22 protein-coding genes are annotated in these 23,986 nt (G+C 62.0%); 7 read left to right on the forward strand and 15 right to left on the reverse strand.

The annotated features are described in order from the left end of the window. The 7 genes from IH404_RS12125 to IH404_RS12155 all read right to left on the reverse strand — a co-directional run bounded on the left by IH404_RS12125 (position 1) and on the right by IH404_RS12155 (position 8,631). Entirely contained in the window at positions 1-861 is an 861-nt protein-coding gene (locus IH404_RS12125) for a branched-chain amino acid ABC transporter permease (RefSeq protein WP_005787523.1), read from the reverse strand. A 56-nt stretch (positions 862-917) separates the two neighbouring features. Next, entirely contained in the window at positions 918-2,120 is a 1,203-nt protein-coding gene (locus tag IH404_RS12130; RefSeq protein WP_194440507.1) for an ABC transporter substrate-binding protein, read from the reverse strand. A 220-nt stretch (positions 2,121-2,340) separates the two neighbouring features. Further along, positions 2,341-3,108: an FCD domain-containing protein gene (locus tag IH404_RS12135; protein ID WP_005787529.1), complete on the reverse strand. Its 768-nt coding sequence runs from the start codon at positions 3,106-3,108 to the stop codon at positions 2,341-2,343. A gap of 108 nt (positions 3,109-3,216) precedes the next feature. Continuing rightward, positions 3,217-3,972 (reverse strand): alpha/beta hydrolase, encoded by a 756-nt coding sequence (locus IH404_RS12140; RefSeq protein ID WP_194440508.1) that lies wholly within the window; start codon positions 3,970-3,972, stop codon positions 3,217-3,219. Positions 3,973-4,078: 106 nt separating this feature from the next. Next, on the reverse strand, positions 4,079-5,491 hold the full coding sequence (locus tag IH404_RS12145; RefSeq protein ID WP_194440509.1) for an efflux transporter outer membrane subunit: 1,413 nt from the start codon (positions 5,489-5,491) through the stop codon (positions 4,079-4,081). Continuing rightward, on the reverse strand, positions 5,484-7,457 hold the full coding sequence (locus IH404_RS12150) for a MacB family efflux pump subunit (RefSeq protein ID WP_194440510.1): 1,974 nt from the start codon (positions 7,455-7,457) through the stop codon (positions 5,484-5,486). The genes IH404_RS12145 and IH404_RS12150 overlap by 8 nt, the downstream gene beginning before the upstream one ends. A 1-nt stretch (position 7,458) precedes the next feature. Then, positions 7,459-8,631, reverse strand: a complete 1,173-nt coding sequence (locus tag IH404_RS12155) for an efflux RND transporter periplasmic adaptor subunit (RefSeq protein WP_005787537.1) — start codon at positions 8,629-8,631, stop codon at positions 7,459-7,461. A 255-nt stretch (positions 8,632-8,886) separates the two neighbouring features. On the opposite strand from IH404_RS12155, the gene IH404_RS12160 reads away from it, so the two are divergent. From IH404_RS12160 to IH404_RS12175, 4 genes are all read left to right on the forward strand, one after another. Then, positions 8,887-9,369: a sigma-70 family RNA polymerase sigma factor gene (locus IH404_RS12160; protein WP_005787538.1), complete on the forward strand. Its 483-nt coding sequence runs from the start codon at positions 8,887-8,889 to the stop codon at positions 9,367-9,369. A 119-nt stretch (positions 9,370-9,488) separates the two neighbouring features. Then, the gene (locus IH404_RS12165) at positions 9,489-10,826 is read left to right on the forward strand and encodes a SidA/IucD/PvdA family monooxygenase (RefSeq protein WP_194440512.1); all 1,338 of its coding nucleotides are present in this window, start codon (positions 9,489-9,491) and stop codon (positions 10,824-10,826) included. Positions 10,827-10,905: 79 nt separating this feature from the next. Then, positions 10,906-12,126 (forward strand): putative DNA modification/repair radical SAM protein, encoded by a 1,221-nt coding sequence (locus IH404_RS12170; protein ID WP_005787541.1) that lies wholly within the window; start codon positions 10,906-10,908, stop codon positions 12,124-12,126. Then, the gene (locus IH404_RS12175) at positions 12,123-13,004 is read left to right on the forward strand and encodes a TIGR03915 family putative DNA repair protein (RefSeq protein ID WP_194440513.1); all 882 of its coding nucleotides are present in this window, start codon (positions 12,123-12,125) and stop codon (positions 13,002-13,004) included. The genes IH404_RS12170 and IH404_RS12175 overlap by 4 nt, the downstream gene beginning before the upstream one ends. A 67-nt stretch (positions 13,005-13,071) precedes the next feature. On the opposite strand, the gene IH404_RS12180 is transcribed toward IH404_RS12175, so the two are convergent. The 8 genes from IH404_RS12180 to IH404_RS12215 form a co-directional block, all read right to left on the reverse strand. Then, positions 13,072-13,569 (reverse strand): Lrp/AsnC family transcriptional regulator, encoded by a 498-nt coding sequence (locus IH404_RS12180; protein ID WP_005787545.1) that lies wholly within the window; start codon positions 13,567-13,569, stop codon positions 13,072-13,074. 4 nt (positions 13,570-13,573) lie between these two features. Beyond that, a complete protein-coding gene (locus IH404_RS12185) occupies positions 13,574-14,404 on the reverse strand; it encodes an ATP-binding cassette domain-containing protein (protein WP_005787547.1) in 831 nt (276 codons plus the stop codon). 3 nt (positions 14,405-14,407) lie between these two features. Then, the gene (locus IH404_RS12190) at positions 14,408-15,121 is read right to left on the reverse strand and encodes an ABC transporter permease (protein ID WP_005787549.1); all 714 of its coding nucleotides are present in this window, start codon (positions 15,119-15,121) and stop codon (positions 14,408-14,410) included. Then, positions 15,118-15,819, reverse strand: coding sequence for an ABC transporter permease (locus IH404_RS12195; protein ID WP_005787550.1), 702 nt, complete (start codon positions 15,817-15,819; stop codon positions 15,118-15,120). Before IH404_RS12195 ends, IH404_RS12190 begins: the two co-directional genes overlap by 4 nt. Positions 15,820-15,908: 89 nt before the next feature. After that, entirely contained in the window at positions 15,909-16,688 is a 780-nt protein-coding gene (locus IH404_RS12200; protein ID WP_194440514.1) for an ABC transporter substrate-binding protein, read from the reverse strand. Positions 16,689-16,914: 226 nt separating this feature from the next. Continuing rightward, a complete protein-coding gene (locus IH404_RS12205; protein ID WP_194440515.1) occupies positions 16,915-17,961 on the reverse strand; it encodes an ornithine cyclodeaminase in 1,047 nt (348 codons plus the stop codon). 11 nt (positions 17,962-17,972) lie between these two features. Then, on the reverse strand, positions 17,973-18,899 hold the full coding sequence (locus IH404_RS12210; protein WP_005787557.1) for an arginine deiminase-related protein: 927 nt from the start codon (positions 18,897-18,899) through the stop codon (positions 17,973-17,975). A gap of 184 nt (positions 18,900-19,083) precedes the next feature. Then, entirely contained in the window at positions 19,084-19,656 is a 573-nt protein-coding gene (locus IH404_RS12215) for a LuxR C-terminal-related transcriptional regulator (protein ID WP_005787559.1), read from the reverse strand. A gap of 130 nt (positions 19,657-19,786) precedes the next feature. Between IH404_RS12215 and IH404_RS12220 the strand changes: the two genes are divergently transcribed. From IH404_RS12220 to IH404_RS12230, 3 genes are read left to right on the forward strand one after another with little or no spacing between them, the layout of a single operon-like run. Further along, positions 19,787-20,965, forward strand: coding sequence for an acetyl-CoA acetyltransferase (locus tag IH404_RS12220; protein WP_005787560.1), 1,179 nt, complete (start codon positions 19,787-19,789; stop codon positions 20,963-20,965). Positions 20,966-20,968: 3 nt separating this feature from the next. Next, a complete protein-coding gene (locus tag IH404_RS12225; protein WP_194440516.1) occupies positions 20,969-22,498 on the forward strand; it encodes an AMP-binding protein in 1,530 nt (509 codons plus the stop codon). Positions 22,499-22,531: 33 nt separating this feature from the next. Further along, positions 22,532-23,872, forward strand: a complete 1,341-nt coding sequence (locus IH404_RS12230) for an MFS transporter (protein ID WP_194440517.1) — start codon at positions 22,532-22,534, stop codon at positions 23,870-23,872. Positions 23,873-23,986: the final 114 nt, after the last annotated feature.

Consider the following 23,986-nt stretch of genomic DNA (forward strand, 5'->3'; position numbering starts at 1 on the left):
TCAGGCTCTCCCGAACAGGCCGTAGGGGCGGACCAGAATCACCACGGCCATCGCGCCGTAGATCATCAGGCTCGCACCCTGGGGCCAGAGTGTGGTCATCAGGCTTTGCACGACGCCTACCAGCAAACCGCCGACCAGCGCACCGCTGAACGAGCCCATGCCGCCGATCACCACCACCACGAACGCCACCCCGAGAATCTCCGGGCCGACAAAGGGCTGGGCGCCGCGCAACGGTGCGAACAACACCCCGGCGACACCGGCCAGGGCCACGCCGAGGGCGAAGGTCATGGAGAACAGGCGGAAAATATTGGTGCCCAGCAATGACACGGTTTCAGTGCTCTCACTGCCGGCGCGCACCAGGGCGCCGAAGCGCGTGCGTTCCAGCAGCAGCCACAGGCCCAGGCCGACCAGCCCGGAAAACACGATGAGAAACAGGCGGTAGTAGGGATAGACAAAATCCCCCACCACCAGCACGCCGCGCAGCAACTCCGGTACGGCGACACTTTTGCCCACCGGGCCCCAGATCATCACGCTGGCTTCCTGGATAATCAGCGCGATCCCCAGGGTTACCAGAATCTGGAACATGTGCGGCAAGTGGTAGATCCGCTGGATCAGCAAACGCTCGATCACCCAGGCTAGCGCAGCCACCACCAGCGGCGCGACGAGCAGCGCCAGCCAGAAGCTGCCGGTGAGGCTCACGGCGGTGTAGCAGATGTAGGCGCCCAGCAGGAAAAACGCGCCGTGGGCGAAGTTGACGAAGTTGAGCAGGCCGAAAATGATCGTCAGCCCGACCGCGATCAGGAAGTAGATCATCCCCAGCCCAAGGCCGTTGAGAATCTGGAACAGGTACAAATTGAGCATGCAGGAACCCTCTGCAGGCGGCCGCTTGCGCGGCCCTGCGCGACAAAAGTAAGCAGTCAGCCGAGCGTGCAGCCCGTCGCCTCGACCGGTGGGAACGATTGGCCGGCGCTGAGCACCTTGGCCAGGTCGTCCTTGTCGGCCATGTCGCCGCTGGCCTTGCCGACCAGCAGGTAGTAATCCTTGATCACCTGATGGTCGCCGGCGCGGATCGACTCCTTGCCGGTCGGGCCTTCATAGCTCAAGCCTTGCATGGCCTTGGCCACGGTTGCGCCGTCGAAGCTGCCGGTGGCGATGATGGTGTCGAGCATGACCTTGGTGCTGATGTAGTCGGCGGCCAGCGGGTAGGTGGGGTTGATGCCGTATTTGGCCTGGGTCAGCTTGACCAGTTCGCGGTTGAGTGGCGTATCGACCTGATGCCAGTACTGCGCGCCGAGGTACACGCCTTCGAGCACATCGCTGCCCAGTTCCTGGAATTGATCAAGGCCGGCCGACCATACCAGCAGCACCTTCATGCGTTCCTTGATGCCGAAGTTCACCGCCTGGCGCAAGGTGTTGGACGACTGGTTGCCGAAGTTGAGCAGTACCAGCACGTCGGGCCGGGTGGAAATGGCGTTGGTCAGGTAGCCGGAGAATTCCTGCTCCTGCAGCGAGTGGTAGCTGTTGCCGACATGCTCCAGGCCGTGTTCCTTCAGCACGCTCTTTGCGCCTTCGAGCAAGGCTTCGCCGAACACGTATTGCGGCGTGATGGTGTACCAGCGTTTGGCGTCCGGCAACAGTTTGATCAGCGGCACCATGGTTTCGCGGATCGCGCCGTAGGTGGGCACTGACCAGCGAAAGGTCGCCTTGTTGCAATCCTTGCCGGTGACTTCATCAGCACCCACCGGGGTCATGAAAACGCCGCCGACTTTATCGACTTCCTTGGCCACCGCCAGGGCGGAAGACGACAGTGTGCAACCCTGGAAAAAGCGTGCGCCGTCCTGCGCGATTGCCTCCTGCACCTTGCGCACCGCCTTGCCGGCGTTGCCTTCGGTGTCGATAACCTTGTAGGTCAGCGGGCGGCCGAGGATCTCGGCTTGCTGTTGCACGGCCAGGCGCGAACCCATGTCGGCAAATTTGCCATAGCTGGCAAACGCGCCAGACATGGACTTGAGGCCGTAAAAGGTAAAGGGCTCGGCGGCGAAGGCCGAACGCACGCTCAGCGGCAAGCTGAGGGCGGCGGCCGCGGTGAGGCTGGCTTTCAATAACGTACGACGCTGCATGGGGTGACTCCCTGGTTTAGTTATTGGCAGGAGCGGCAAGGGCGATACGGTGGTGCAAGGGCCTGTGGGCAGGCTTGTTATTGGGTAACTCGGTTCAACAGATGGACACGGTCAAATGTAGGAGCTGGCTTGCCTGCGATGCGGGCGCCTCGGTGTTACAGGGGGACCGAGTCGATGCCATCGCAGGCAAGCCAGCTCCCACATTGATCGGGTTTTGTTCCTAACGGTGATCAAACTCCAGAAGGAAATGCGGGCTGACCTGGCCTTCCAGCGCAGTCATATGGTGTTCGGCATCGCACATATGCTCATGCATCAAACTGCGCACGGCGCTTTCATCCCCGGCACGAAAGGCGATCAGCAGTTGCTTGTGATAGTCGAGGTTGGCCGCGTCGAACTGCTTGCGCTTGGGCTTGTAGGCTTTCTTCAGCACCACCAGGTCGCGCAGCAGGTCGTTGAGAAACTGCGCCATAAAACTCAATAGCGGGTTGGGGCACGCCCGGGCCAGCAGGTTGTGGAACTCCAGTTCCGCCAGGCGCTGTTCGCGCTGGCCGGCTTCGCTGTCTTCGGGGGCGCTGCAAAAATCCACATTGGCTTGCAGGGCCTGATAGTCGTCTTCGCTCAAGCGCCCGAGCACCGATAGCGCCAGTTCCACTTCGATGACCTTGCGCAACTGATACACCTGCTCGCCATCCAGATGCTGGAAGTGCAGGTAGTTGCGCAAGGCGCGGCTGGCAGGTTCAGTGCCGGCCTGGTTCAGATAAGCCCCGCCACTGGGGCCGGTGCGCGTATTGACCAACCCTTCGACCTCCAATGCCTTGAGCGCTTCGCGTGCCGAGCCCTTGGAGCACTGGAAGCTTTCCATCAGCTCGCGTTCGGTGGGCAAGCGGTCGCCGGGCTTCAAGGCATCGGTGACGATGGAGCGCTTGACCGACTCGACAATCACGTCGGACAGCTTCTGGCGTTTGCGGCGTAGCGGGCGAGTCAGCATGGGTTTGATTTATCGTATTAATGCGGATAAATAGCACTTAATAACGATTGCATCGGAGCGTCAACGCAGCGTGTCGTTTTCGATGGCAACAGGTCGCAAATGCGCCGGTTACTCCCAGGCACCCAGGTCAAGGCAGCGCGCGGAGGCTGGCGGCTGTTTGCCATAGGCGAGGAAATCCCCCAGCCAGCGGGTGACACAGCCGTCGGCGCCCGACTGCTTGGACTCCTTGAGCAATAACTGCTCGACGCCCACAGCAATAGGATCGCCCGGCGCCGCATTAATCAGCACCATGCGTGCGATGCGCTCGGGAAACAGCGTGCCGTAGCGGCTGCCAAGACGGGTCGCGGCGGCGCTGCCCAGGTAGTGCAGGCGCGCTTCGCCGAGCTGCCCGCGCACATATTCCATGTCCAGCACCGCCTGCTCGACTGCGTTTGGTTGGCGCAGGTCGCGGGTGCTCAGTTCGATCACGTCATAACGGTCCACCAGCGTGCGATAAGCGCGGGTGGCAAGCGACTCCCAGTGGCTGGCCAGGTGCTGCACGAAAGGCGCGTTGGCGGGCCGGGGCGGTTCGCCGGCCTGGATGAACACCACGCCCTCGCGGTTGAGCGGTTGCCTTGCGCCCACACGCGTCACGTTCAGGCGTATACGACCGCGCCCGGGAGCGGCGTGGTCCCGCGGCACACTGACCAGGCCGCATTGGGTGCGCCCGACCACCTCAGGGTCCAGGCGCGCAGTGGTAGTGAGGGGGCAATCCAACAGCCAGTCGATTGCAGTGGGCACGATCAAGGGCTCAGCGCGCACTGCGTTTGCTATAAGCCAGCAGCTTATGCACACCAGGGTTTTTACAAGAACGCTGGGTGTCATCACGAGGTCCCGGGCAGCCGTATGTAACAGCTTTTTTACCAAGGACCTGGGGGTGGAGAATGTAAGGCTAAGAAACAGTTTGTGTAAGAAATACCGATTTTGCTTATCAGCTATCGGTCTTCCATCCACCCCCTAATGCCTTGTACAGCGCGATACTGGCTTGCAGCCGCGACAGGCGCAGTTGCACGTTCAGGTCCTGGGCGGCATAGAGGGTGCGTTGGGTTTCCAGCACCGTGAGCAGGTCTTCGGCGCCGGCCTCGTAGCGGCTTTGCGCAATCTGAAAGGCCGTTTGCGCCTGCTGCAGTTCTTCAGTTTGCCATTGGCGTTGCTGGTCCAGGCGAGTCAGGCTGCTGAGGGCTTTTTCCACATCGGCAAAGCCGTTGATGATCGCTCCGCGGTAGGTTTGCAGCAGTTCATCCTGGCGCGCACGAGCTTTATCGCGCTCGGCACTCAGCCGACCGTTGTTGAAGATCGGTGCGATCAGGCCCGAGGTCAGGGTGTAGAACGGGCTGCGCAGAACATCTTCAGCCTTGTACGCACCCGAGCCGAGGGTTGCGCCCAATGTCACCGAGGGCAGCATGGCCGCACGGGCCACCGTGACGTCGGCATTGGCCGCCGCCAGCTGTGCCTCGGCCTGGGCGATGTCAGGGCGGCGGCGCAACAACTGGCTAGGAACACCGGGGCCGATATTCGGCCAGGTCAGTGCCTGGAACGGCTCGCTGCCCAGCGCCAGGGCCTGTACCGGCTGGCCGAGCAAGGCGGCGAGGGTGATGCGCGATTCTTCGGCCGATTGCTGGATCAGCGGCAGTTGCCGTTGCTGGCCGGCCACCAGGCTCTTCTGTTGCGCGAACTCCAGGGCCGTGGCGGAACCGGCATCGTAGCGGGTTTGCACCAGGTCCAGCACATTGCGCGCATTGGCCAGGTTCAGCTCGGCGATCTGCAGGCGCTGGTGCGCGGCCAGGGTTTGCGCATAGCGGTCGGCGACATTGCTGAGCAAGGTCAACTCCACGTTGGCCTGATCGAACTCACTGGCGTGCAGGCTATGCACAGCGCTGTCTCGCGCAGCGGCGCGGCCACCCCAGAAGTCGATTTCGTAGCTGGCCGTGAGGTTGGCGTCATAGTTATTGACCGTCCTGTTGCTCTCGGTGGCGTCCAGGTCCGAGTTGCCGCTGCCGCGCAACAGTCTTTGACGGCTGGCGCTGAGGTTGAACTTCACCTCGGGCAGCAACGGTGCGCCAGCAATCACCGCTGTCGCCTGGGCCTGCCGCACCCGCGCCATGGCCGCAGCCACGTCAAAGCTGTCACGGCGGGCCTGATCGATCAGGCGGTTCAGCACAGGGCTGCCAAACTGCGTCCACCAACGCTGGTTGGTGGCCTGGTCGGCGTCGCGTTCGGCATATTGCCAGACGACGGGCGCGGCAATGCCGCTGTCGAGGGCAGGCGAGGTGCCGGCACAGGCATTGAGCAACAGGCACAGGCTGAGTGTCGACAGGTGCGGTGCGATGGATCGTTTATTCACTGGTCAATGCCTTAACCGGATCGAGCCGGGCAGCTTTACGGGCCGGAATAAAGCCGAATACGACGCCGGTGACCAGCGCACAGCCAAACGCGCCGAACACCGCCGCCAGGGAAAACTGCACCGCTACTTCGGCTAGCACCAGCACGCCGCCCACCAGCAATGCCAGGGCGATTCCGAACAGACCGCCGACCACCGAGAGCATCACCGCCTCGGTGAGGAACTGGCGCAGGATGTCGCTCTGGCGCGCCCCGGTGGCCATGCGGATGCCGATTTCGCGGGTGCGTTCGCGCACGGTCATCAACATGATATTCATCACGCCGATACCGCCCACCAGCAGGGAAATCGCGGCAATCGAGCCGAGCATCAGCGACAGGGTGTTCTGGGTCCGCGCTTCGGCCTGGATCATCGCGGCGTCGTTCGTCAGGTGGAAGTCGCGTTTGCCGCCGTGCAGCGTTTGCATAAGCTGACTGATGGCTTGCTCGGCCTCTTGCACCTTGCGCGCATCGGCGGCGGCAATGGCAACGTATTCGGGGTTATAGGTGCCGAACAGGCGCACGCTGGCGGCGGTATAGGGAATGGCGACACGGTCGTCGCTGTCTTGCATGCCCGAGCTGGAGCCTTTTTCCGCCAACACACCAATTACCTGGAAGGGCACGTTTTCGATCAGGATGTATTGGCCGATGGGGTCCAACTGGCCTTTGAACAGCTTTTCGCGCACGCGATGACCGATCACCGCCACCGTGGCCCCGGCGCGCTCGTCGGCTTCGGTAAAGTAGCTACCCTCGGCCACTGGCCAGTTGAAGATGTCCGGGAAGTTGGTGTCGTTACCGCCTACATAGGCCATGTAATCGACGTTGCCGAAGCGAACACCGGCGTAGGTGCCGTTCACTGGCATGATGCGCTTGACCTGGGGCAATGTAGCCAATGCGGCCACATCATTGAGGGTCACGATACCTGGCGGTGTGCGCGGGTTAGGCGAAAAACCGCTCAGGTAGATAATGTTGGAGCCGAAGGCCGCCATCTGCGCCATGACCTGGCGCTTGCTGCCTTCGCCTACCGCCAGCATCACCACCACCGACGCCACGCCGATGATGATCCCCAGCAGCGTCAGCGCGGTGCGGAAGCGGTTGATCCACATCACCCGCCACGCCGCCTGCACCGCGTCCAGCAGCTCGGCTTTCCAGGCACCATTGTGTTCGGCGCCGTCGGCCAGGCGCTGGCGCAGGTCCACGGCTTGCAATGCGTCGCTGCCAGCCGTGACGGGCACGTGGGGGGGGCTCAACGCCGAATCGCTGATGATCAGGCCGTCGCTGATCTCGATGATGCGGTTGGCGTGCGCCGCGACTTCGCGGTCGTGGGTAATCAGAATAACCACGTGGCCCTGGCTCGCCAATTCATCCAGCAGCACCATCACCTCGGCACCGCTGTGGCTGTCGAGGGCACCGGTGGGTTCGTCGGCAAGGATGATATGCCCGCCGTTCATCAACGCACGGGCAATCGAGACGCGCTGCTGCTGACCACCGGAGAGCTGGTGCGGGCGGTTGTTGGTGCGATCGGCCAGGCCCAGGCGGGTCAGCAGAGCCTTGGCGCGGGCATGGCGTTCGGCAGCGCTGATGCCGGCATAGATCGCCGGCATCTCGACGTTTTCCTGGGCCGAGCCGGACGGGATCAGGTGGTAGCCCTGGAACACGAAACCAAAGGCTTCGCGGCGCAGCCAGGCCAGTGCGTCGCTATCCAGGTGCGCGACGTTTTCCCCGGCGAACAGGTAGTCGCCCACGGTGGGGCGGTCGAGGCAACCGAGGATGTTCATCAGTGTGGATTTGCCGGAGCCCGAGGCGCCGACGATGGCAACGAACTCTCCTGCATGGATCGACAGGTTGATCCCGCGCAATACGTCGACCTGCGGGCTGTCGCCGCCGCCGTAGGATTTGCGGATGTTCTTGAGTTCGATCAGTGGCGTGGTCACATCAACCCCCGCTGCTGCTGGCGGGGCCGATCAACAGGTGATCGCCTTCGTCCAGGCCATCCAACACTTCAACTCGCAGGCGGTCACTGATACCCAGCTGTACTTCTCGCTTCTGGATGGCACCGTTTTTGGTCACGACCCGCGCGATCTGCTTGTCGCTGCCTTGGCTGCCGAGCAGCGCTGCGACCGGGATGGTGAGAGCGTCCTTGACCTGGCTGGCTACGAAAAACACCTGGGTGGTCATTTCGGCCATCAGTGCATTGTCAGTGTTGTCCACATCCAGCAGTACGGTGTACAGCACTACGCGGCCACTACCGGTTTTGCTCGTGCTACTGGGGCTGCCACTGCCCTGGCTGGTTTCATTCAGCGGCTTGGGCGGTATCGGCAGAATCTGGCGCACGGTGCTGCTCCAGCGCCGGTTGCCGCCGGCGAGGGTAGTGAAATAGGCGCTCATGCCCGGTTTGACGTGGCCGATATCGGCTTCGGACACTTCGGCCCATACGGTCATCGGTGACAATTTGGCGATGCGCAGGATCAACGGCGTTTGTTGTTGGGCGTTGAGGGTTTGGCCGACTCGCGCATCTACCGCCACCACGGTGCCGCTCATGGGCGCGTAAATCCGCGTATAGCCCAGTTCGGCCTCGTCACTGCGCAGGCTGGCCTGGGCTTGGCGGATCTGTGCCTGGAACATATCGACACGGGCTTGGGTGGCACTCAGTTCGGCTTTGGCGGTTTGCACATCTTCTTCGCGGGTGGCGTTGCCTGCAACCAAGCGTTGCTGGCGCTGGTATTTCTGGCGTGCGAGTTCGTGCTGGGCTTTCTGTTCCTGCAACTGCGCCTTGAGGTTTTCAATGGAATAGCGGCTGGCGTCGAGCTTGGCCTGTTGCGTGGCGGGATCGATTTCCACCAGCAGATCGCCTTCCTTGACTTGATCACCAGCCTCCACATGGATCTTGCGAATCTGTCCGGACGCCTGGGCACCCACGTCCACATAACGGCGCGGTTGCAGGGTGCCCAGTGACGTAACGCTATTTTCAATGTCGCCGCGGGTTACGGTGACCGTGGGTAGGCTGTCGCGTCCCGACGGCAGCACTTGCCAGGCAGCCACCACAAGGATGGGGAGCAGGCACGCCAGCACAAGCAGGGCGCGTCGGGCAGGTCGAGGGCGTTTCATGTCTTGGTTCCAGCCAGGAGGTGTTGACCGCAGGAGCGGGGAGTTGACAGTTATACGAGAAAAAAGCTCGGGAATTTAGGTTGTTACACATGTGGTAACAGCTCGTGCGACGAAAAAAAATGCACCGTTGGTGCAAGACTCCTTTAAAAGTAGATGAGAATTACTATAAATTGCACACACTCAAACTGCCATCATCGATGGGCTCGCTCCTAACGGGCTGGGATCGTTAGCACCACGGCCACGGGGCCAGGAGTCATGTTGGAAAACTACTATCGCGAGCTGGTGTGTTTCCTGAACGCCAAGCTGGGCAACCGTCAGGTGGCCGAAGATGTGGTGCATGACGCTTATGTTCGGGTGCTGGAGCGTTCCAGCGACATCCCGATCGAACAGCCCCGCGCCTTCCTGTACCGCACGGCCTTGAACCTGGTGATCGACGGCCACCGGCGCAACGCCTTGCGTCAGTCCGAGCCTCTTGAGGTGCTGGACAGCGAAGAACGCTTCGCCCCCTGTTCACCCCACGCCAGTCATGACCACAACCAGCGCCTGGAGATGCTTGAGCGCGCCCTGGCCGAGTTGCCGGCGGCGTGTCGCGACAGTTTCCTGCTGCGCAAGCTCGAGGGCCTGTCCCATGTGCAAATCGCCGAGCGCCTGGGGATTTCCCGCAGCCTGGTGGAAAAACACATCGTCAACGCCATGAAGCATTGCCGGGTGCGTATGCGTGAGTGGGAAGCGCACTGATCGCCAGTTGGTTAAATTTTATTTCACTGTCCTCGTTTCCTATCAACACACGGCCTGTTGTTCAGGCCATGAAGGTATTCCCGCCCCACCGCCAAGGGGCTTATCCAGAGGACACTGGAATGACACAGGCAATTGCTTCGCCCGCGGTTCACGACCTGATCGGTATTGGCTTCGGCCCTTCGAACCTGGCGCTGGCCATCGCCCTGCAGGAGCGTGAAAAGGCCCAGGGCAAGCTGGACGTGCTGTTTCTCGACAAACAAGCCGACTACCGCTGGCACGGCAATACCCTGGTGACCCAGAGCGAACTGCAGATCTCCTTCCTCAAGGACCTGGTGACCCTGCGCAACCCCACCAGCCCGTACTCCTTCGTCAATTACCTCAAGGCTCACGATCGCCTGGTGGACTTCATCAACCTGGGCACCTTCTACCCCTGCCGCATGGAGTACAACGACTACCTGCGCTGGGTGGCCGGGCAGTTCCAGGCCCAGGCCAACTACGGTGAGGAAGTGCTGGCCATCGAACCGATCCTGCACCAGCAGCAGGTGGAGGCCTTGCGCGTTATTTCCCGCGATGCCCAGGGCGAGCAGCATGTGCGTACCACCCGCTCGGTGGTGGTCAGCGCCGGCGGCACTGCGCGTATCCCCGAAGCCTTCAAGGCGCTCAAGGGCGACAGCCGCGTGTTCCACCATTCCCAGTATCTGGAGCGCATGGCGAGCCAGCCTTGCGTGGATGGCAAGGCCATGCGCATCGCGGTGATCGGCGGCGGCCAAAGCGCGGCCGAAGCCTTTATCGACCTCAATGACAGCTTCCCATCGGTGCAGGTCGATATGATCCTGCGCGGCTCGGCGCTCAAACCGGCCGATGACAGCCCGTTCGTCAACGAAGTGTTCTCGCCCGCGTTTACCGACCTGGTGTTCCAGCAAGTGGGGGCCGAACGCGAGCGTTTGGTCGCCGAGTACCAGAACACCAACTATTCGGTGGTGGACCTGGACCTTATCGAGCGCATCTACGGGATTTTCTACCGTCAGAAAGTCTCCGGCATCGCCCGCCAGGCGTTCCGCACCATGACCGTGGTGGAGAAGGCCACGCCCGGGCCGCTGGGTATCGAACTGGTATTGCGCAACAACGCCACGGGCGAAACCAGTGTCAACCACTACGACGCCGTGATCCTCGCCACCGGCTATGAGCGCCAGATGCACCGCGAACTGTTGGCGCCGCTGCAAGCCTACATGGGCGACTTCGAAGTGGCCCGCGACTACCGCATCGTCACCGACGAGCGCTGCAAGGCGGGTATCTACATCCAGGGCTTCAGCCAGGCCAGCCATGGCTTGAGCGATACCTTGCTGTCGGTGCTGCCGATTCGCGCGGATGAGATTGCGGCATCGTTGTATGCCAACGATCGAAACCGTGACAAGGGCCGTTCGGTGCAGGACCTGCTCCTGGCCACTGCCAGCTGACCTGCCCCTCCTACAGACGGCACTTGTGACAACGTGCGGCTATTGGTACTGTACAAAAAACCAGTATCGGTAGCCCGCCATGCAGTTGATCGAAAAACTCAGCATCCTCGCCGACGCCGCCAAGTACGACGCGTCGTGCGCCAGCAGCGGCGCGCCCAAGCGCAGCTCCGAGGGCAAGGCGGGGTTGGGTTCCACCGACGGCATGGGCATCTGCCACAGCTACACGCCCGATGGCCGTTGCGTGTCGCTGCTCAAGGTGTTGCTCACCAACTTCTGCCTCTACGACTGCCAGTATTGCGTCAACCGCCGTTCCAGCGACGTGCCCCGTGCGCGTTTCAGCCCGGAAGAGGTGGTCACCCTGACCCTGGATTTCTACAAGCGCAATTGCGTCAGCGGGCTGTTTCTCAGCTCCGGCATCATCCGTTCGTCGGACTACACCATGGAGCAATTGGTGCGGGTCGCCAAACTGCTGCGCGAAGAGCATGACTTTCGCGGCTATATCCACCTCAAGACCATTCCCGATGCGGATCCTGCATTGATTGCCGAGGCTGGTCGTTATGCCGATCGCCTGAGCGTGAATATCGAACTGCCCACCGAGGCCAGCCTGCAGACCCTGGCGCCGGAGAAGCAGATTGTGTCGATCAAGCAGGCGATGCAGACCATCTACACCGGCGAGCAGACGGTGTTCAACGAGCCTCGCGCCCCGCGTTTCGCCCCGGCCGGGCAGAGCACGCAGATGATCGTCGGCGCCGACGACACTGATGACAGCACCATCCTCCACGGTGCCGAGGCGTTGTATGGCAATTTCAAGCTGCGGCGAGTGTACTACTCGGCGTTCAGTCCCATCCCCAACAGCCCGAAAAGCGTGCCCCTGGCCGCGCCGCCGTTGATGCGCGAGCACCGCTTGTACCAGGCCGATTTCCTGCTGCGCAGCTACGGTTTCAGCGCCAGGGAGCTGTTTGCCGGCCCCGGCCACCTGGCCCTGGATATCGACCCCAAGCTGGCCTGGGCCCTGGAGCATCGCGAAGTGTTCCCCCTGGACCTGAACCGCGCAGAGCCCACCCTGATTGCGCGCATCCCCGGTATTGGCCTGCGCACCACCCAACGCCTGGTGGATCTGCGCCGCGAGCGCAAGATCCGCTTCGAAGACCTGGCGCGTATGCGCTGCGTACTGGCCAAGGCCAAACCGTTCTTCATCACCAGTGACTACCACCCGCAACAGGCCGACAGCACAAGCGTGTTGCTGCGCGAGCAATTGCGCGACCGTCCGCAACCGCAACAGATGGGGTTGTGGGGATGATCAGCCTGGAATGCGACAACCTGTTCAGTACTTGGCGCGAACAGGCGCGCTGGCTGCTCAGCCATCAGGTCGACCCCAGCCAGGTGAGCTGGGGCGAGGCACAAGCAGCTGACCTGTTCGCTACCGATGAGCCGATCCCGCCAGGGTTGGGGCCGTTCCAGGCACGCATTCCCAAGGCGCTGTTGGAGTTGCTGGAGTCTGCCGCCTGTTATCACGGTGATCAACGCTGGAGCCTGCTGTATGAAGTGCTGTGGCGGGTCAGCCACGGTGATCGCACGGCGATGCTGGCGGGGGACAAGCTGGGCAGCGAGTTGCAGCGACGCATCAAGCAAGTCAGCCGCGAGGCCCATCACCTGCATGCGTTTGTGCGCTTTATTGCCCTGCCGGCCGAGGCGGGGCCCGAACTTCCTGAATACGTGGCCTGGCATGAACCGGCCCACGACATTCTCAAAAGTGCCAGCCAGCACTTTGTCGGGCGCATGGGCCGCCATCGCTGGATGATCGCCACGCCACTGGATGGGGTGTATTACGACGGCGAGCAGTTGATTCATCAGCGCCGCTGCCCCGAGGCCTGGCAGCAACTGGCGCAAAATGTCGAAGACCCCCACAGCGCCATGTGGCTGACCTACTACAGTCACATCTTCAACCCGGCGCGGCTGAATCCCAAGGTGATGGAAGGGCACTTGCCCAGTCGGTTCTGGAAAAATTTGCCGGAGGGCAAGTTGATCCCGGGGCTGATCAGCGAGGCGCGTACGGGCAAGCAGAAGGATGGGCAGGCGAAGCTGGTGGGGGCCAAGCCAGGCAAAAGAATTGCAAACCCGGTCAATGTGGGAGCTGGCTTGCCTGCGATAGCGGTCGACCAGTCAGATGTGGGGTGACTGATGCACCGCTATCGCAGGCAAGCCAGCTCCCACATTTGGTTTTCGCAGCCTGGGGGAGTGGGTATCAGGCCAGTTCGGTGGCGGTGTTCTTGACCACCGCGAGCTCCGGATGCGCCACCAGCTTATCGATGTGCAACTCGTCATTGTTCAACCAGATCTCGGTCAGCACCCGATAATGCTCCATATCCCGGCAGCGCATACGCAGGCTGTAGTCGAACGGCCCGCTGATCAACTGGCATTCGAACACCTGCGGGCAGGCTTTGACGCAGGCTTCGAAGGCCTTTTGCGCCGAGCGCCCGCTCTGGTTGGACAAGGCCACCAGCACCAGCAGCGACAGCCCTGGTGAGACCATCTGCACATCGATGATCGCCCCATACCCACGGATCACCCCGCGTCGCTCCAACTTGCGCACCCGCTCCAGGCATGGCCTGGGGGTCAGGTGCACCAGCGACGAGAGTTTTTCATAGGTGATGCGCCCCTGGTGCCTGAGCACGTCGATGATCGCCTCGTCGATGCGATCCAGCGCAGGGGAGGAGTGGGGTCCGTTGGCCTTGGTATCCATGAGTTCACTTCAAACGGTTGGAAAGAAATTGCTGCAAGCGTTCGCTGTTGGGGTGGTCGAGGATCTCGGCGCCGCCGTGTTCCTCGACCCGGCCCTGATGCAGGAACAGCACTTGGCTGGACACCTGGCGGGCAAAGCCCATTTCGTGGGTGACCATCAACATGGTACGGCCTTCCTCGGCCAACGTCTGTATGACTTTGAGCACTTCGCCTACAAGTTCCGGGTCGAGGGCTGAGGTCGGTTCGTCGAACAGGATAATCTCCGGCTCCATCGCCAATGCCCGCGCAATCGCCACGCGTTGCTGCTGGCCACCCGAGAGGAACGCCGGGTATTGATCCGCCACGCGGCCTGGCAAGCCGACTTTGTCCAGGTACAGGCGCGCACGTTTTTCCGCCTCGGTGGCGCTCACATTCAGCACCCGGCGCGGGGCCATGGTGATGTTTTCCAGCACCGTCATGTGACTCCACAGGTTGAAGTGCTGGAACACCATGGCCAGGCGCGTGCGCAGGTTTTGCAGTTGTGCCTGGTGCGGCGCGCGGGAGCCGGCACGGCCTCGCTGCATTTCGATGCTGATGCCGTCCAGGGTGATGACGCCTGCGTCCGGCTGTTCAAGAAAGTTGATGCAACGCAGCATGGTGCTTTTGCCCGAGCCGCTGGCGCCGATCAGACTGATCACATCGCCTTGACGGGCATTGAGGGACACACCTTTGAGCACTTCGTGTTCGCCGTAGCGTTTATGAATGCCTTCGACTTGAAGCTTGATGGCGGCGGTTGCAGTTTCGACAACCGGTACATCCACCGGATAAGCGGCCAGGGCCTGCGCGGACTGATTCATGGGTTAGCCTCGGGTAGGAACAAGAAAACGCATCCAGCGACGTTCGGCCAGCCGAAACAGGCCCACCAGTGCAAAGGACAGCAACATGTAGAGCAGGGCAGCGATACCAAACGCCTGAAAGGTCAGGAAGGTTTCGGCATTCGCATCGCGGGCGACCTTGAGGATGTCGGCAACGGTGGCGGTAAACGCCAGTGACGTGGCGTGCAGCATCAGGATCATTTCATTGCTGTAGGCCGGTAATGCGCGGCGCAATGCGGCGGGTACCACCACGAACAGATTCAGGCGCCAGCCGTGCAGGCCATAGGCGCGTGCCGCTTCGATTTCGCCGTGGGGAATATTGCGGATCGCCCCGGCGAAGATTTCCACGGTGTAGGCACAGGTGTTGAGCACAAACGCCAACAAGGTGCAGTTCAGCGCATTGCGGAAAAACTGGTTGAGCAGGGCGTTGTCCTGCACCACCTCCAGGCTGTACAGCCCGGTGTAGCAGATCAACAGTTGGATATACAGCGGCGTGCCACGGAACAGATAGGTGTAGACCTCCACCGGCCAGCGCAGCCAGAAATGCTGCGAAACCCTCGCCAGTGCCAGGGGAATCGACAGGCAAAAGCCGAGCACCACCGAGATGATGAACAGCCACAAGGTCATGGCGACGCCGGACAAGCCGCTGCCATCGCTGAACAGGTAGGCCAGGCCGTATTGCTGGAACAGTTCGATCATCGCGCCATCCCCTTGATGCCCAGGTTATAGCGCCGTTCGAGGCGCTTGAAGATGCGGTTGGAGAGGGTAGTGATCAGCAGGTACACCAGGCCCGCGAGGATCAGGAAGTACAGTGGCTCGCTGGTGGACTTGCCGGCGTTTTGCGCGGCCTTGACCAGGTCTGACAGGCCGATGATCGACACCAGCGCCGTGGACTTGAGCAGCACCAGCCAGTTATTGCCCAGGCCCGGCAGGGCAAAACGCATCAGTTGTGGGAACAGCACCAGGTGGAAGCGCTGCCAGCGGCTCAGGCCATAAGCCGTCGCGGCTTCCAACTGGCCCACCGGTACGCTGAGGATCGCGCCACGGAAGTTCTCGGTGAAATACGCGCCGTAGATAAATCCCAGGGTGACCACCCCGGCGGTGAACGGGTCGATTTCAAAGTAGTCCCAGCCGAACACTTCAGTCAGGTCGTTGAGCCACAGTTGCAGGCTGTAGAAGATCAGCAGGATCAACACCAGGTCCGGCACGCTGCGGATCAGTGTGGTGTAGAGGGTGGCCGGTACGCGCAGCCATCTGGCGCTGGAAAGTTTTGCGCCCGCGGCGACCAGGCCCAGGGTGAGGCTCAGGGCCAGGGCGAGGAAGGCCAGCTTGAGCGTCATCCAGGCACCCTGGGCCAGCATCGGGCCGTAGCCTTGCAGGTTGAGGAGTTCGTTCATGGGAAGATCTCTAAAAGGCACACACCATCTCTGTGGGGAACCGATTTGTGTGGGAGGGGGCTGCATCCACAGGGCGGTCGATGGCTTGGTTATTCGTTGTAGATATCTTGATCGCCGAAGTATTTCTTCTGGATCTGCGCGTAGGTGCCATCGGCCTGGACGGCGGCGATGCCTTTGTTGATCAGCTCACGCAGTGCCTGGTCGTTCTTGCGCAGGCCCATGGCGATGTCCAGCGGCAGGGTCGGGTCCTTGAAGGCCGGGCCGGTCTTGAAGTCGGCGCCTTCGGGCTTGGACAGGAAGTTGAGCTGGGCTTCGAGTTTGTCGGTCAGGGTGGCGTCGAGGCGCCCGTTTTGCAGGTCGGCGTAGTTCTGCTCTTGAGACTGGTACGCCTTGATCTGCGCGCCCAGCCTGGCCAGGTGCGCTCGGGCGTAGGCTTCCTGCAGCGAGCCTTGCAGCACGCCGACCTGCTTGCCCTTGAGCGATTCCGGGGTATCGCCGAAGTCGGCGCCTTTGCGCGTGATCACCGAGGTGGGGCTGAGGAACAGGCGATCGGTAAAGTCGATGACTTTTTCGCGAGCCGGGGTCACGGCCATGGAGGACATGATGGCGTCGAACTTGCGCGCACGCAGGGCCGGGATCATGCCGTCGAATTCATTGTGCACCCAGGTGCATTTCACTTCGAGCCTGGCGCAGATCGCGTTGCCCAGTTCAATATCGAAGCCTTGCAGGCTGCCGTCGGCGGCCACGGATTCGAAGGGTGGGTATTCGGGGAACACGCCGAAACGGATTTCTTTCCAGTCCTGGGCGTGGGCGGCGGTGGCGCACAGAGGCAACAGCAACGCAGCGAAGAGTGATCGCAGTGGAGTCATGTGGAGGTCCCTATATTTTGTAATTGATGTCAGGGCAGTGAATAACTGGGAGCAGAGAATGCTTCATGATGGTGCGTTTTTTGTGTCGTTTACCCCCTGCACAAAGCGCAAATTGCGCTGTTAAAACCAACAATGCAGCGCAATCGGCTGTTGCACCCGCTGAATCGGCTTTTAACCCAGCGAGGTCCGGCCTGCCCTCGACGCAAAGCGGCAGGCCAGAGCGGTCTCAGGCGCGCTTTTTGTGCTGTGCGACCGGTTGCCGGGCCAGGCGGGCAAACAGGTCTTTGGGGTCAGCCAGGTCGGGTACCAGTTCCAGCTCGCTGCCCACGTCCAACGCCGTGGCGACGTCCAGTACATAGCGCAGGGCCGAGTAGTCTTCGATGGCAAAACCCACCGAGTCGAACAGAGTGATCTGGCGCGCATTCTCGCGGCCGGGCTGCTGGCCGTTGATCACTTGCCACAACTCGGTCACCGGCGAATCCTCAGGCATGTGCTGGATCTCACCTTCGATGCGGCTTTGCGGTTCGTACTCCACGATCACCCGGGCGCGTTCGACGATGCGCCGGTCCAGCTCGGTCTTGCCCGGGCAATCGCCACCCACGGCATTGAGGTGCATACCCGGCTCGATCATCTCGTCGGTGAGGATGGTTGCATAAGCCTTGTCGGCAGTGACGGTGGTGACGATATCCGCGCCTTTGACCGCCTCGGCCACGCTGTCAGCCAGGATCACCTTGATCGCCGGAAACGCCTTGAGGTTGGCGGCGAGTTTGGCGGTGGCCTTGGCGTCGATATCGAACAGGCGAACTTCGTTAATGCCAAGCATGGCGTGGAAGGCCAGGGCCTGGAATTCGCTTTGGCAGCCGTTGCCGATCAACGCCATGCTGCGGCTGTTGTCGCGCGCCAGGTAGCGGGCGACCAGGGCCGAGGTGGCAGCGGTGCGGATGGCGGTGGTCAGGGTCATTTCCGCCAGCAGCACGGGTTTGCCGGTATCCACATCGCCCAAGGCGCCAAAGGCCATCACGGTCAGCATACCGGCCAGGGTGTTTTTCGGGTGGCCGTTGACGTATTTGAACGCGTACAGCGAGGCGTCCGAGACGGGCATCAACTCGATCACGCCATCGGGTGAGTGGTTGGCCAGGCGTGCGCATTTCTCGAAGTCCTGCCAGCGCAGGTAGTCGGCACGGATGTACTCGGCCATCTCGGTGATGCAGGTTTGCACACCTTTTTGCGAAACCAGGTAGCTGAGGTCGTTGACGTCGATATAACGGGTCATGGCAAGACTCCTTATTGAAATGAGGGGCGGATCGGCAGATGCACTTCGGCCAACATGCAACGGGCACTGCCGCCGCCGATGCGTTCGATGTTGTCGATATTCACCACCACTGGTCGCGTATGGCGCTCCACCTGCTGGCGCTGCGCCGGTTGCAACGCGCGCCAGGCGCTGGCGGACATCACCAGCAGCGGTTGGCCGTCACGGTCGTGGACTTCGAGCATGTTGCCGGCGAAGGCTTCCAACTGGTCGAAGTCGAGGGCGAGGATGTCCTTGCCGGTGTCGCGCAGTGAGCGTTCCAGGGCCAGGCGCTCGCGCTCGTCGGGCAGGGCTTGCAGGCACACCACTGCGAGGTCGCGACCGACGCTCATCATCACGTTGCTGTGGTAGATCGGCGCGTGGTGGCGGTCCAGGGCGTGGAACACGCAGAGTTGGTAGTCCAGACGTTCGGCAAACTGGCGCAGCGCCGCGTGATGGGTGCGCCCGGAGTGGCAGGCGTAGCTGATGCGGTGCTGGCGGTCGAGCACCATACTGCCGGTGCCTTCGAGGAAGATGTCCTGTTGTTCCAGGTGGCTGAGGTCGATGGTGGTGTTGATCGCAAAGCGCTGCTCCAGAACTTGCAGCACGCCCTTGTTGCGCTCCAGTCGTCGGTTCTGGCCTTGCATGGGGTAGAGCACCAGGCTGCCGTCGGCGTGGCTGCTCCACCAATTATTGGGAAAAATCGAGTCCGGGGTGTGAGGGGCCGGAGTGTCCTGCACCACCAGCACCTCCACGCCGTGACTGCGCAGGGTGTCGACATAGCCGTCGAATTCTTCCAGCGCTTTGTGCTGTGCACTGAGCGGGTCCGGCGGCGGGCGTTGAAAACGGTTGTTGATCGCGGTATCCGGGTTGAAGGCAAAACGCGCCGGGCGAATCATCAGGACGGTGTTGGTGGTTTGCATGGGGGCACGGGTCCATGGGGGATCTTGTGAAGCTATTTTGTGCCATAGGGTGGGAGGATCCCGGCTGAAACAGCGGGGCGGCTCAGCCGGGAAAGCTGAAAAGGTGGATAAGGCAGCTGAATCGGCTGCCGGATTGAAATGTGCTCACATGTAGGGGGGCAACCTGCTCAATAGCCGTTACCTGTCACGCCACCATAATGATCTTCGACACCAACTCCACCACGGTCTTGGCCTGCAATTTCTTCATCAACCGCGCCCGGTGCACTTCCACCGTGCGGTGGGAAATCGCCAGGCGCAGGGCGATTTCCTTGGACTTGAAACCATTGACGATGTGCATGGCGATTTCCCGCTCCCGCGGCGTGAGGTCGCCAGTGCCCTGATGCAGACGGTCCAGGCGTTCGAAGTGCCAGATCATCAGCTTGAACGGGTCTTTGGGGGTGAGGGTGTAGCCGTGGGACTTGGCCCAGAACACTTCGCCATTGTGGTGCTGCATGAAGCGCTCATCGGAATAAAAGCCGTTGTCGCTGTCGAGCAGCCAGTCATGGCTGCGCTTGCCGATGGCATGGTAGTCGGCCTGGGACGGGTAGATCAGCAGGGTCAACTGATTGACCAGCGCCTGGCGCGTATAGCCGAACAGCTTCAGGAAGGCATCGTTGCAGTCGAGTATTACCCGGTCGCTGGTGACGATCTGCGGGGCAGGGGACAGCTTGAACGCCAGGCGTTCGAGGTCGGGAAATTGCTGTGCAAGGGCGTTCATGGGGCATCCTGCCTCGTTGTTCAATGCCCTGGTGCGCTACTTACCCATGTAAGTAGTTACACGAATTGGCGCGGGACCAGGGGTGGGTCATTGTAAGTAAAGTCCGGATCAAGAACAGAAGAAATTGATTATGCCTGCTGATTGCGTCTCCATTGTTGCCGCTGGTCACTCCCGCTTTGGTCGCTTGGAAGGCACCACGCTGGAAGACCTGATCGTCCAGGTTACCCGTGAAGCCCTGAGCGACGCTGCGATTGATGCGTCGCAAATCGACGCGCTGTTCCTGGGGCATTTCAACTCTGGGCTGGTGCCCGACGGCTTTGCCGCCTCGTTGCTGTTGCAGGCCGACCCCGGGCTGCGCTTCAAACCTGCCACCCGCTGCGAAAACGCCTGCGCTTCGGGTTCGGCGGCGATCCAGGCGGGAGTCAATGCGATTCTCTCCGGCAGCGCCGAGTTGGTGCTGGTGGTGGGCGCCGAAAAGATGACCCACACCAGCACCGCCGCGGTCACCCAAGCGCTGGCCGGCGCCGGCTATCAGAACGACCCGGCCGAAGCCGGCCTGAGTTTCCCGCAATTGTTCGGCCGCGCCGCCCGCCAATACGCCGAGCGCTACCACTGCCCGCTGGGCTCGATGGCGGCCATCGCCACCAAAAACCACTCCAACGCCATGGCGAACCCTCTGGCGCAGATGCATCGGGAGATGAATTTCGAGCACTGCAACAACGTGTCCCAGAGCAACCCGTTCGTGGCCGACTCCCTGCGGCTGACGGACTGTTCGCTGATCAGCGACGGCGCCGCTGCGATCATCCTGGCGTCACCCAAACGTGCGCGAGCGTTTCGCCGCGAGGTGCAGATCCGGGCGATGACCCAGGTCAATGACACCTTGCCCATCGCCCAGCGCGACATCCTCGCCTTTGAAGGCCCGCAACGAGCGATCCATGCAGCGCTGCGCGCAGCGAATGTGACCCTGGCAGACCTGAGCTTCGCCGAGGTGCACGACTGTTTCACCATTGCCGAGCTGCTGATCTACGAAGCCATGGGCCTGGCGCCCAAAGGCGAAGGGCATCGCGTGCTCGACAGCGGCGTGGTGCGGGCCGGCGGGCGCTTGCCGGTCAACCTTTCCGGCGGGCTCAAGGCCAAGGGGCATCCGGTCGGTGCAACGGGGGTGTCCATGCATGCCTTGGCGTTCCGGCAATTGACCGGCGAACCGATTGGCCTGGCGGTGCCCAACCCGGAGTTCGGCCTGGTGTTCAACATGGGCGGCATGGCGGTGGCCAACTACGCATCGGTCCTGCAGGCACGCCGGAGCTGAGCCATGAACATTGCCAACTGGCTGCACGACACCCAGCGTCGGGCCCCGCAACGCCCGGCGCTGTTCAACGGCACCACCCAAGTGGCCGACTACGCCACCTTCGCCGCCCACGTGCGCCAACGCGCCGCGCACCTGGTGGACCAGCACGGCCTGGTGCCGGGGGACGCGGTGGCGCTGCTGATGAAAAACAGCTGCGACTACCTGGAGTTGCTCTACGCCATCTGGTGGATGGGCGGCGTGGCAGTGCCGATCAATGCCAAACTGCACCCCAGTGAAGCGGCGTGGATTGCCGATAATGCCGAGGCACGCTTGATCTTTACCGATGGCGGCCGGGTGTTCTCATCGCGGGATTTGCCCCCGCGCTGCAAAGAGCTGGACGGCCACCTGCTGCCTCCCAACACTGGCTGGCCGACCCTGGAGCAACCGGTGCCACGCCACGACCAGGACCTCGCCTGGCTGTTCTATACCTCCGGCACGACAGGGCGCTCCAAGGGCGTGATGCTGTCCCACGGCAACCTGGTCGCCATGTCGCTGTGCTACGCCACAGATGTCGATGCGGTCAGCGCCGACGATGCGGCAGTGTATGCCGCGCCGATGTCCCACGGTGCTGGCCTGTATAACTTCATCCATGTGCGCTGCGGCGCACGCCACGTGGTGCCGGCCTCCCATGGCTTCGACGCCGCCGAGCTGTTCGGGCTGGCTGAGCAGGTGGGCAATGTGTCGCTGTTTGCCGCGCCGACCATGGTCAAGCGCATGGTCGAGCAGGCACGGCGCCAGGATTATCACGGCGCTGGCATCAAGACCATCGTGTATGGCGGCGGCCCGATGTACCTGGCCGATCTGCGTGAAGCCGCCGACACCTTCGGGCCGCGCCTGGTGCAGATCTACGGTCAGGGCGAGAGCCCCATGACCATCAGCGTGTTGCCCCGTGCAGTGATTGCCGATCGCCAACGCCCCGACTGGGCCAGCCTGGCCGCTTCGGTGGGCCACGCGCAGTCCTGTGTGGAAATCCGTATTCTCGATACTGCGCACCAGCCTTTGCCCACCGGCGAGCGCGGCGAAATCGCGGTGCGTGGCGCCACCGTGATGCAAGGCTACTGGCGCAACCCGCAGGCCACTGGCCAAACCTTGGTGGACGGCTGGCTGCTGACCGGTGATATCGGCTATCTCGACGCGGCCGGCTATCTGACCCTGACGGATCGCTCCAAGGACGTGATCATCAGCGGCGGCAGCAACGTCTACCCGCGTGAAGTCGAGGAAGTGCTGGCCCAGCATCCGCAGGTGTTTGAGGTGTGCGTGGTGGGCGAGCCGGACGCTCAGTGGGGCGAGTCGGTGGTGGCATTTGTGGTGACGCGCAGCGGCCAGCCCCTGGATGAGGGCGAACTCACCGCCTGGTTCCTGGCGCGCATGGCCTCGTTCAAGAAACCGAAAAAATATGTGTGGCGCAGCGACTTGCCCAAGAACAGCTACGGCAAGATTCTCAAGACCGACTTGCGGCAGTGGTTGAAAGCAGCGAGTATCGCCGCGCTTTGACATGGATCGATAATCAGACAAGGAGTCCCCACGATGGGCAATCCCGCACAAGACACTGTCCGCAAGCGCCGCCGAGCGTTTCTGGGCGCCACCTCGGGCCACTTGATCGAGTGGTACGACTACGGCGTCTATGGGTTTCTCGCGGTCTATATCGGCCAGGCGTTCTTCGTCTCCGATGACCCCACCACCAGCCTGCTGGCCAGCTTCGCCGCGTTTGCCCTGAGCTTCTTTATCCGCCCTCTGGGTGGGCTGTTCTTCGGCCCGCTGGCAGACAAGATCGGCCGGCGCAAAACCCTGATCATGGCGCTGGTGATGATGACCGGTTCCACGGTGATGCTGGGGTTGTTGCCGACCTACGCCAGCCTGGGCATCGCCGCGCCGATCCTGCTGATCCTGGTGCGCTGCGTGCAGGGCTTCTCGGCGGGCGGCGAAATCGGCACGGTCACCAGCTTTATCTCCGAATACGCCGGGCCCGGTCGCCGCGGCTTCGCCACCTGCTGGTTGATGGTCACCGCTGTGCTCGGCCTGTTGCTGGGCGGCGCCGTGGCCAATGGCATGACCTGGGTGCTGGGCGCCGAGGTCATGCAGGAATGGGCCTGGCGCGTACCGTTCCTGATCGCTGCGCCCCTGGGCTTTATCTCCATGTACATCCGCCTCAAGCTTGAAGACAGCCCCGAGTTTTTAGCCCTGCAACGCGCCGGGCAAACCTCGCGGGCGCCGCTGCGGGAGGTCTGGCAGTGGAAGCGCGCGATTGCCCTGGTGTTCTTTATCATCACCTTGCACAGCTCGATCTTCTACCTGGTGCTGACCTTCGCCTCGACCTACATGGCCAAGATCCTCAAGTTCGACAGCGGCACCACCTTGCTCTACGTGTTCGTTGCCAGTTTCTCGGCCGCCTTCGTGATGCCGTTTGGCGGGGCATTTACCGATAAATACGGGCGCAAGCCGTTCCTGATGGTGATCGGCACGCTGGCGACCCTGGCGATGTTCTGGCTGTTCAAGTCGGCACCTACCGCGACCCCGGCGTCGTTCTTCGCACCGTTGATGGCGGTGGCGATTCTGTTCGGGCTGTATGCGTCGTCGACCTACGCGTTGATGAGTGAGCTGCTGCCGACGCGGATTCGCTCCACCGGGATTGCAGTGGCATACAACGTGCCGGTGGCGGTGTTTGGCGGCAGTGCGCCGTTGATTTCCACCTGGTTGATCAAGGTGACCGGGGACATTACTTCGCCGTGGTACTTCTACGTGGCCACCGGGGTGGTGTCGTTGGTGGCATTGGTGGTGTTGCGCAAGGAGGATTTTGTCGCATGTGGGAGGGGGCCTGCTCCCGAAGACGGCCTCATAGCCGACGCTTATCTGACTGATGCAGCATGATCGAAAAAAGGTGGTCAGCCGTTGTTGTGATGAGAATGGGTCATTTCCAATGAATTGACCCAAGGTTTTGGCGATGAGCTATACCTTAATCGGTTCGATGCTCGCACACCGCCT

Origin of the sequence: Pseudomonas sp. OST1909, assembly GCF_015277575.1 — a bacterium.
Classification (GTDB): domain Bacteria; phylum Pseudomonadota; class Gammaproteobacteria; order Pseudomonadales; family Pseudomonadaceae; genus Aquipseudomonas; species Aquipseudomonas synxantha_A.

Coding starts and splice junctions, on each gene's coding strand:
- IH404_RS12125 (WP_005787523.1), bottom strand. CDS start 861: ATGCTCAATTTGTACCTGTTCCAGATTCTCAACGGCCTTGGGCTGGGG.
- IH404_RS12130 (WP_194440507.1), bottom strand. CDS start 2,120: ATGCAGCGTCGTACGTTATTGAAAGCCAGCCTCACCGCGGCCGCCGCC.
- IH404_RS12135 (WP_005787529.1), bottom strand. CDS start 3,108: ATGCTGACTCGCCCGCTACGCCGCAAACGCCAGAAGCTGTCCGACGTG.
- IH404_RS12140 (WP_194440508.1), bottom strand. CDS start 3,972: ATGACACCCAGCGTTCTTGTAAAAACCCTGGTGTGCATAAGCTGCTGG.
- IH404_RS12155 (WP_005787537.1), bottom strand. CDS start 8,631: ATGAAACGCCCTCGACCTGCCCGACGCGCCCTGCTTGTGCTGGCGTGC.
- IH404_RS12160 (WP_005787538.1), top strand. CDS start 8,887: ATGTTGGAAAACTACTATCGCGAGCTGGTGTGTTTCCTGAACGCCAAG.
- IH404_RS12165 (WP_194440512.1), top strand. CDS start 9,489: ATGACACAGGCAATTGCTTCGCCCGCGGTTCACGACCTGATCGGTATT.
- IH404_RS12170 (WP_005787541.1), top strand. CDS start 10,906: ATGCAGTTGATCGAAAAACTCAGCATCCTCGCCGACGCCGCCAAGTAC.
- IH404_RS12175 (WP_194440513.1), top strand. CDS start 12,123: ATGATCAGCCTGGAATGCGACAACCTGTTCAGTACTTGGCGCGAACAG.
- IH404_RS12180 (WP_005787545.1), bottom strand. CDS start 13,569: ATGGATACCAAGGCCAACGGACCCCACTCCTCCCCTGCGCTGGATCGC.
- IH404_RS12185 (WP_005787547.1), bottom strand. CDS start 14,404: ATGAATCAGTCCGCGCAGGCCCTGGCCGCTTATCCGGTGGATGTACCG.
- IH404_RS12190 (WP_005787549.1), bottom strand. CDS start 15,121: ATGATCGAACTGTTCCAGCAATACGGCCTGGCCTACCTGTTCAGCGAT.
- IH404_RS12195 (WP_005787550.1), bottom strand. CDS start 15,819: ATGAACGAACTCCTCAACCTGCAAGGCTACGGCCCGATGCTGGCCCAG.
- IH404_RS12200 (WP_194440514.1), bottom strand. CDS start 16,688: ATGACTCCACTGCGATCACTCTTCGCTGCGTTGCTGTTGCCTCTGTGC.
- IH404_RS12205 (WP_194440515.1), bottom strand. CDS start 17,961: ATGACCCGTTATATCGACGTCAACGACCTCAGCTACCTGGTTTCGCAA.
- IH404_RS12210 (WP_005787557.1), bottom strand. CDS start 18,899: ATGCAAACCACCAACACCGTCCTGATGATTCGCCCGGCGCGTTTTGCC.
- IH404_RS12215 (WP_005787559.1), bottom strand. CDS start 19,656: ATGAACGCCCTTGCACAGCAATTTCCCGACCTCGAACGCCTGGCGTTC.
- IH404_RS12220 (WP_005787560.1), top strand. CDS start 19,787: ATGCCTGCTGATTGCGTCTCCATTGTTGCCGCTGGTCACTCCCGCTTT.
- IH404_RS12225 (WP_194440516.1), top strand. CDS start 20,969: ATGAACATTGCCAACTGGCTGCACGACACCCAGCGTCGGGCCCCGCAA.
- IH404_RS12230 (WP_194440517.1), top strand. CDS start 22,532: ATGGGCAATCCCGCACAAGACACTGTCCGCAAGCGCCGCCGAGCGTTT.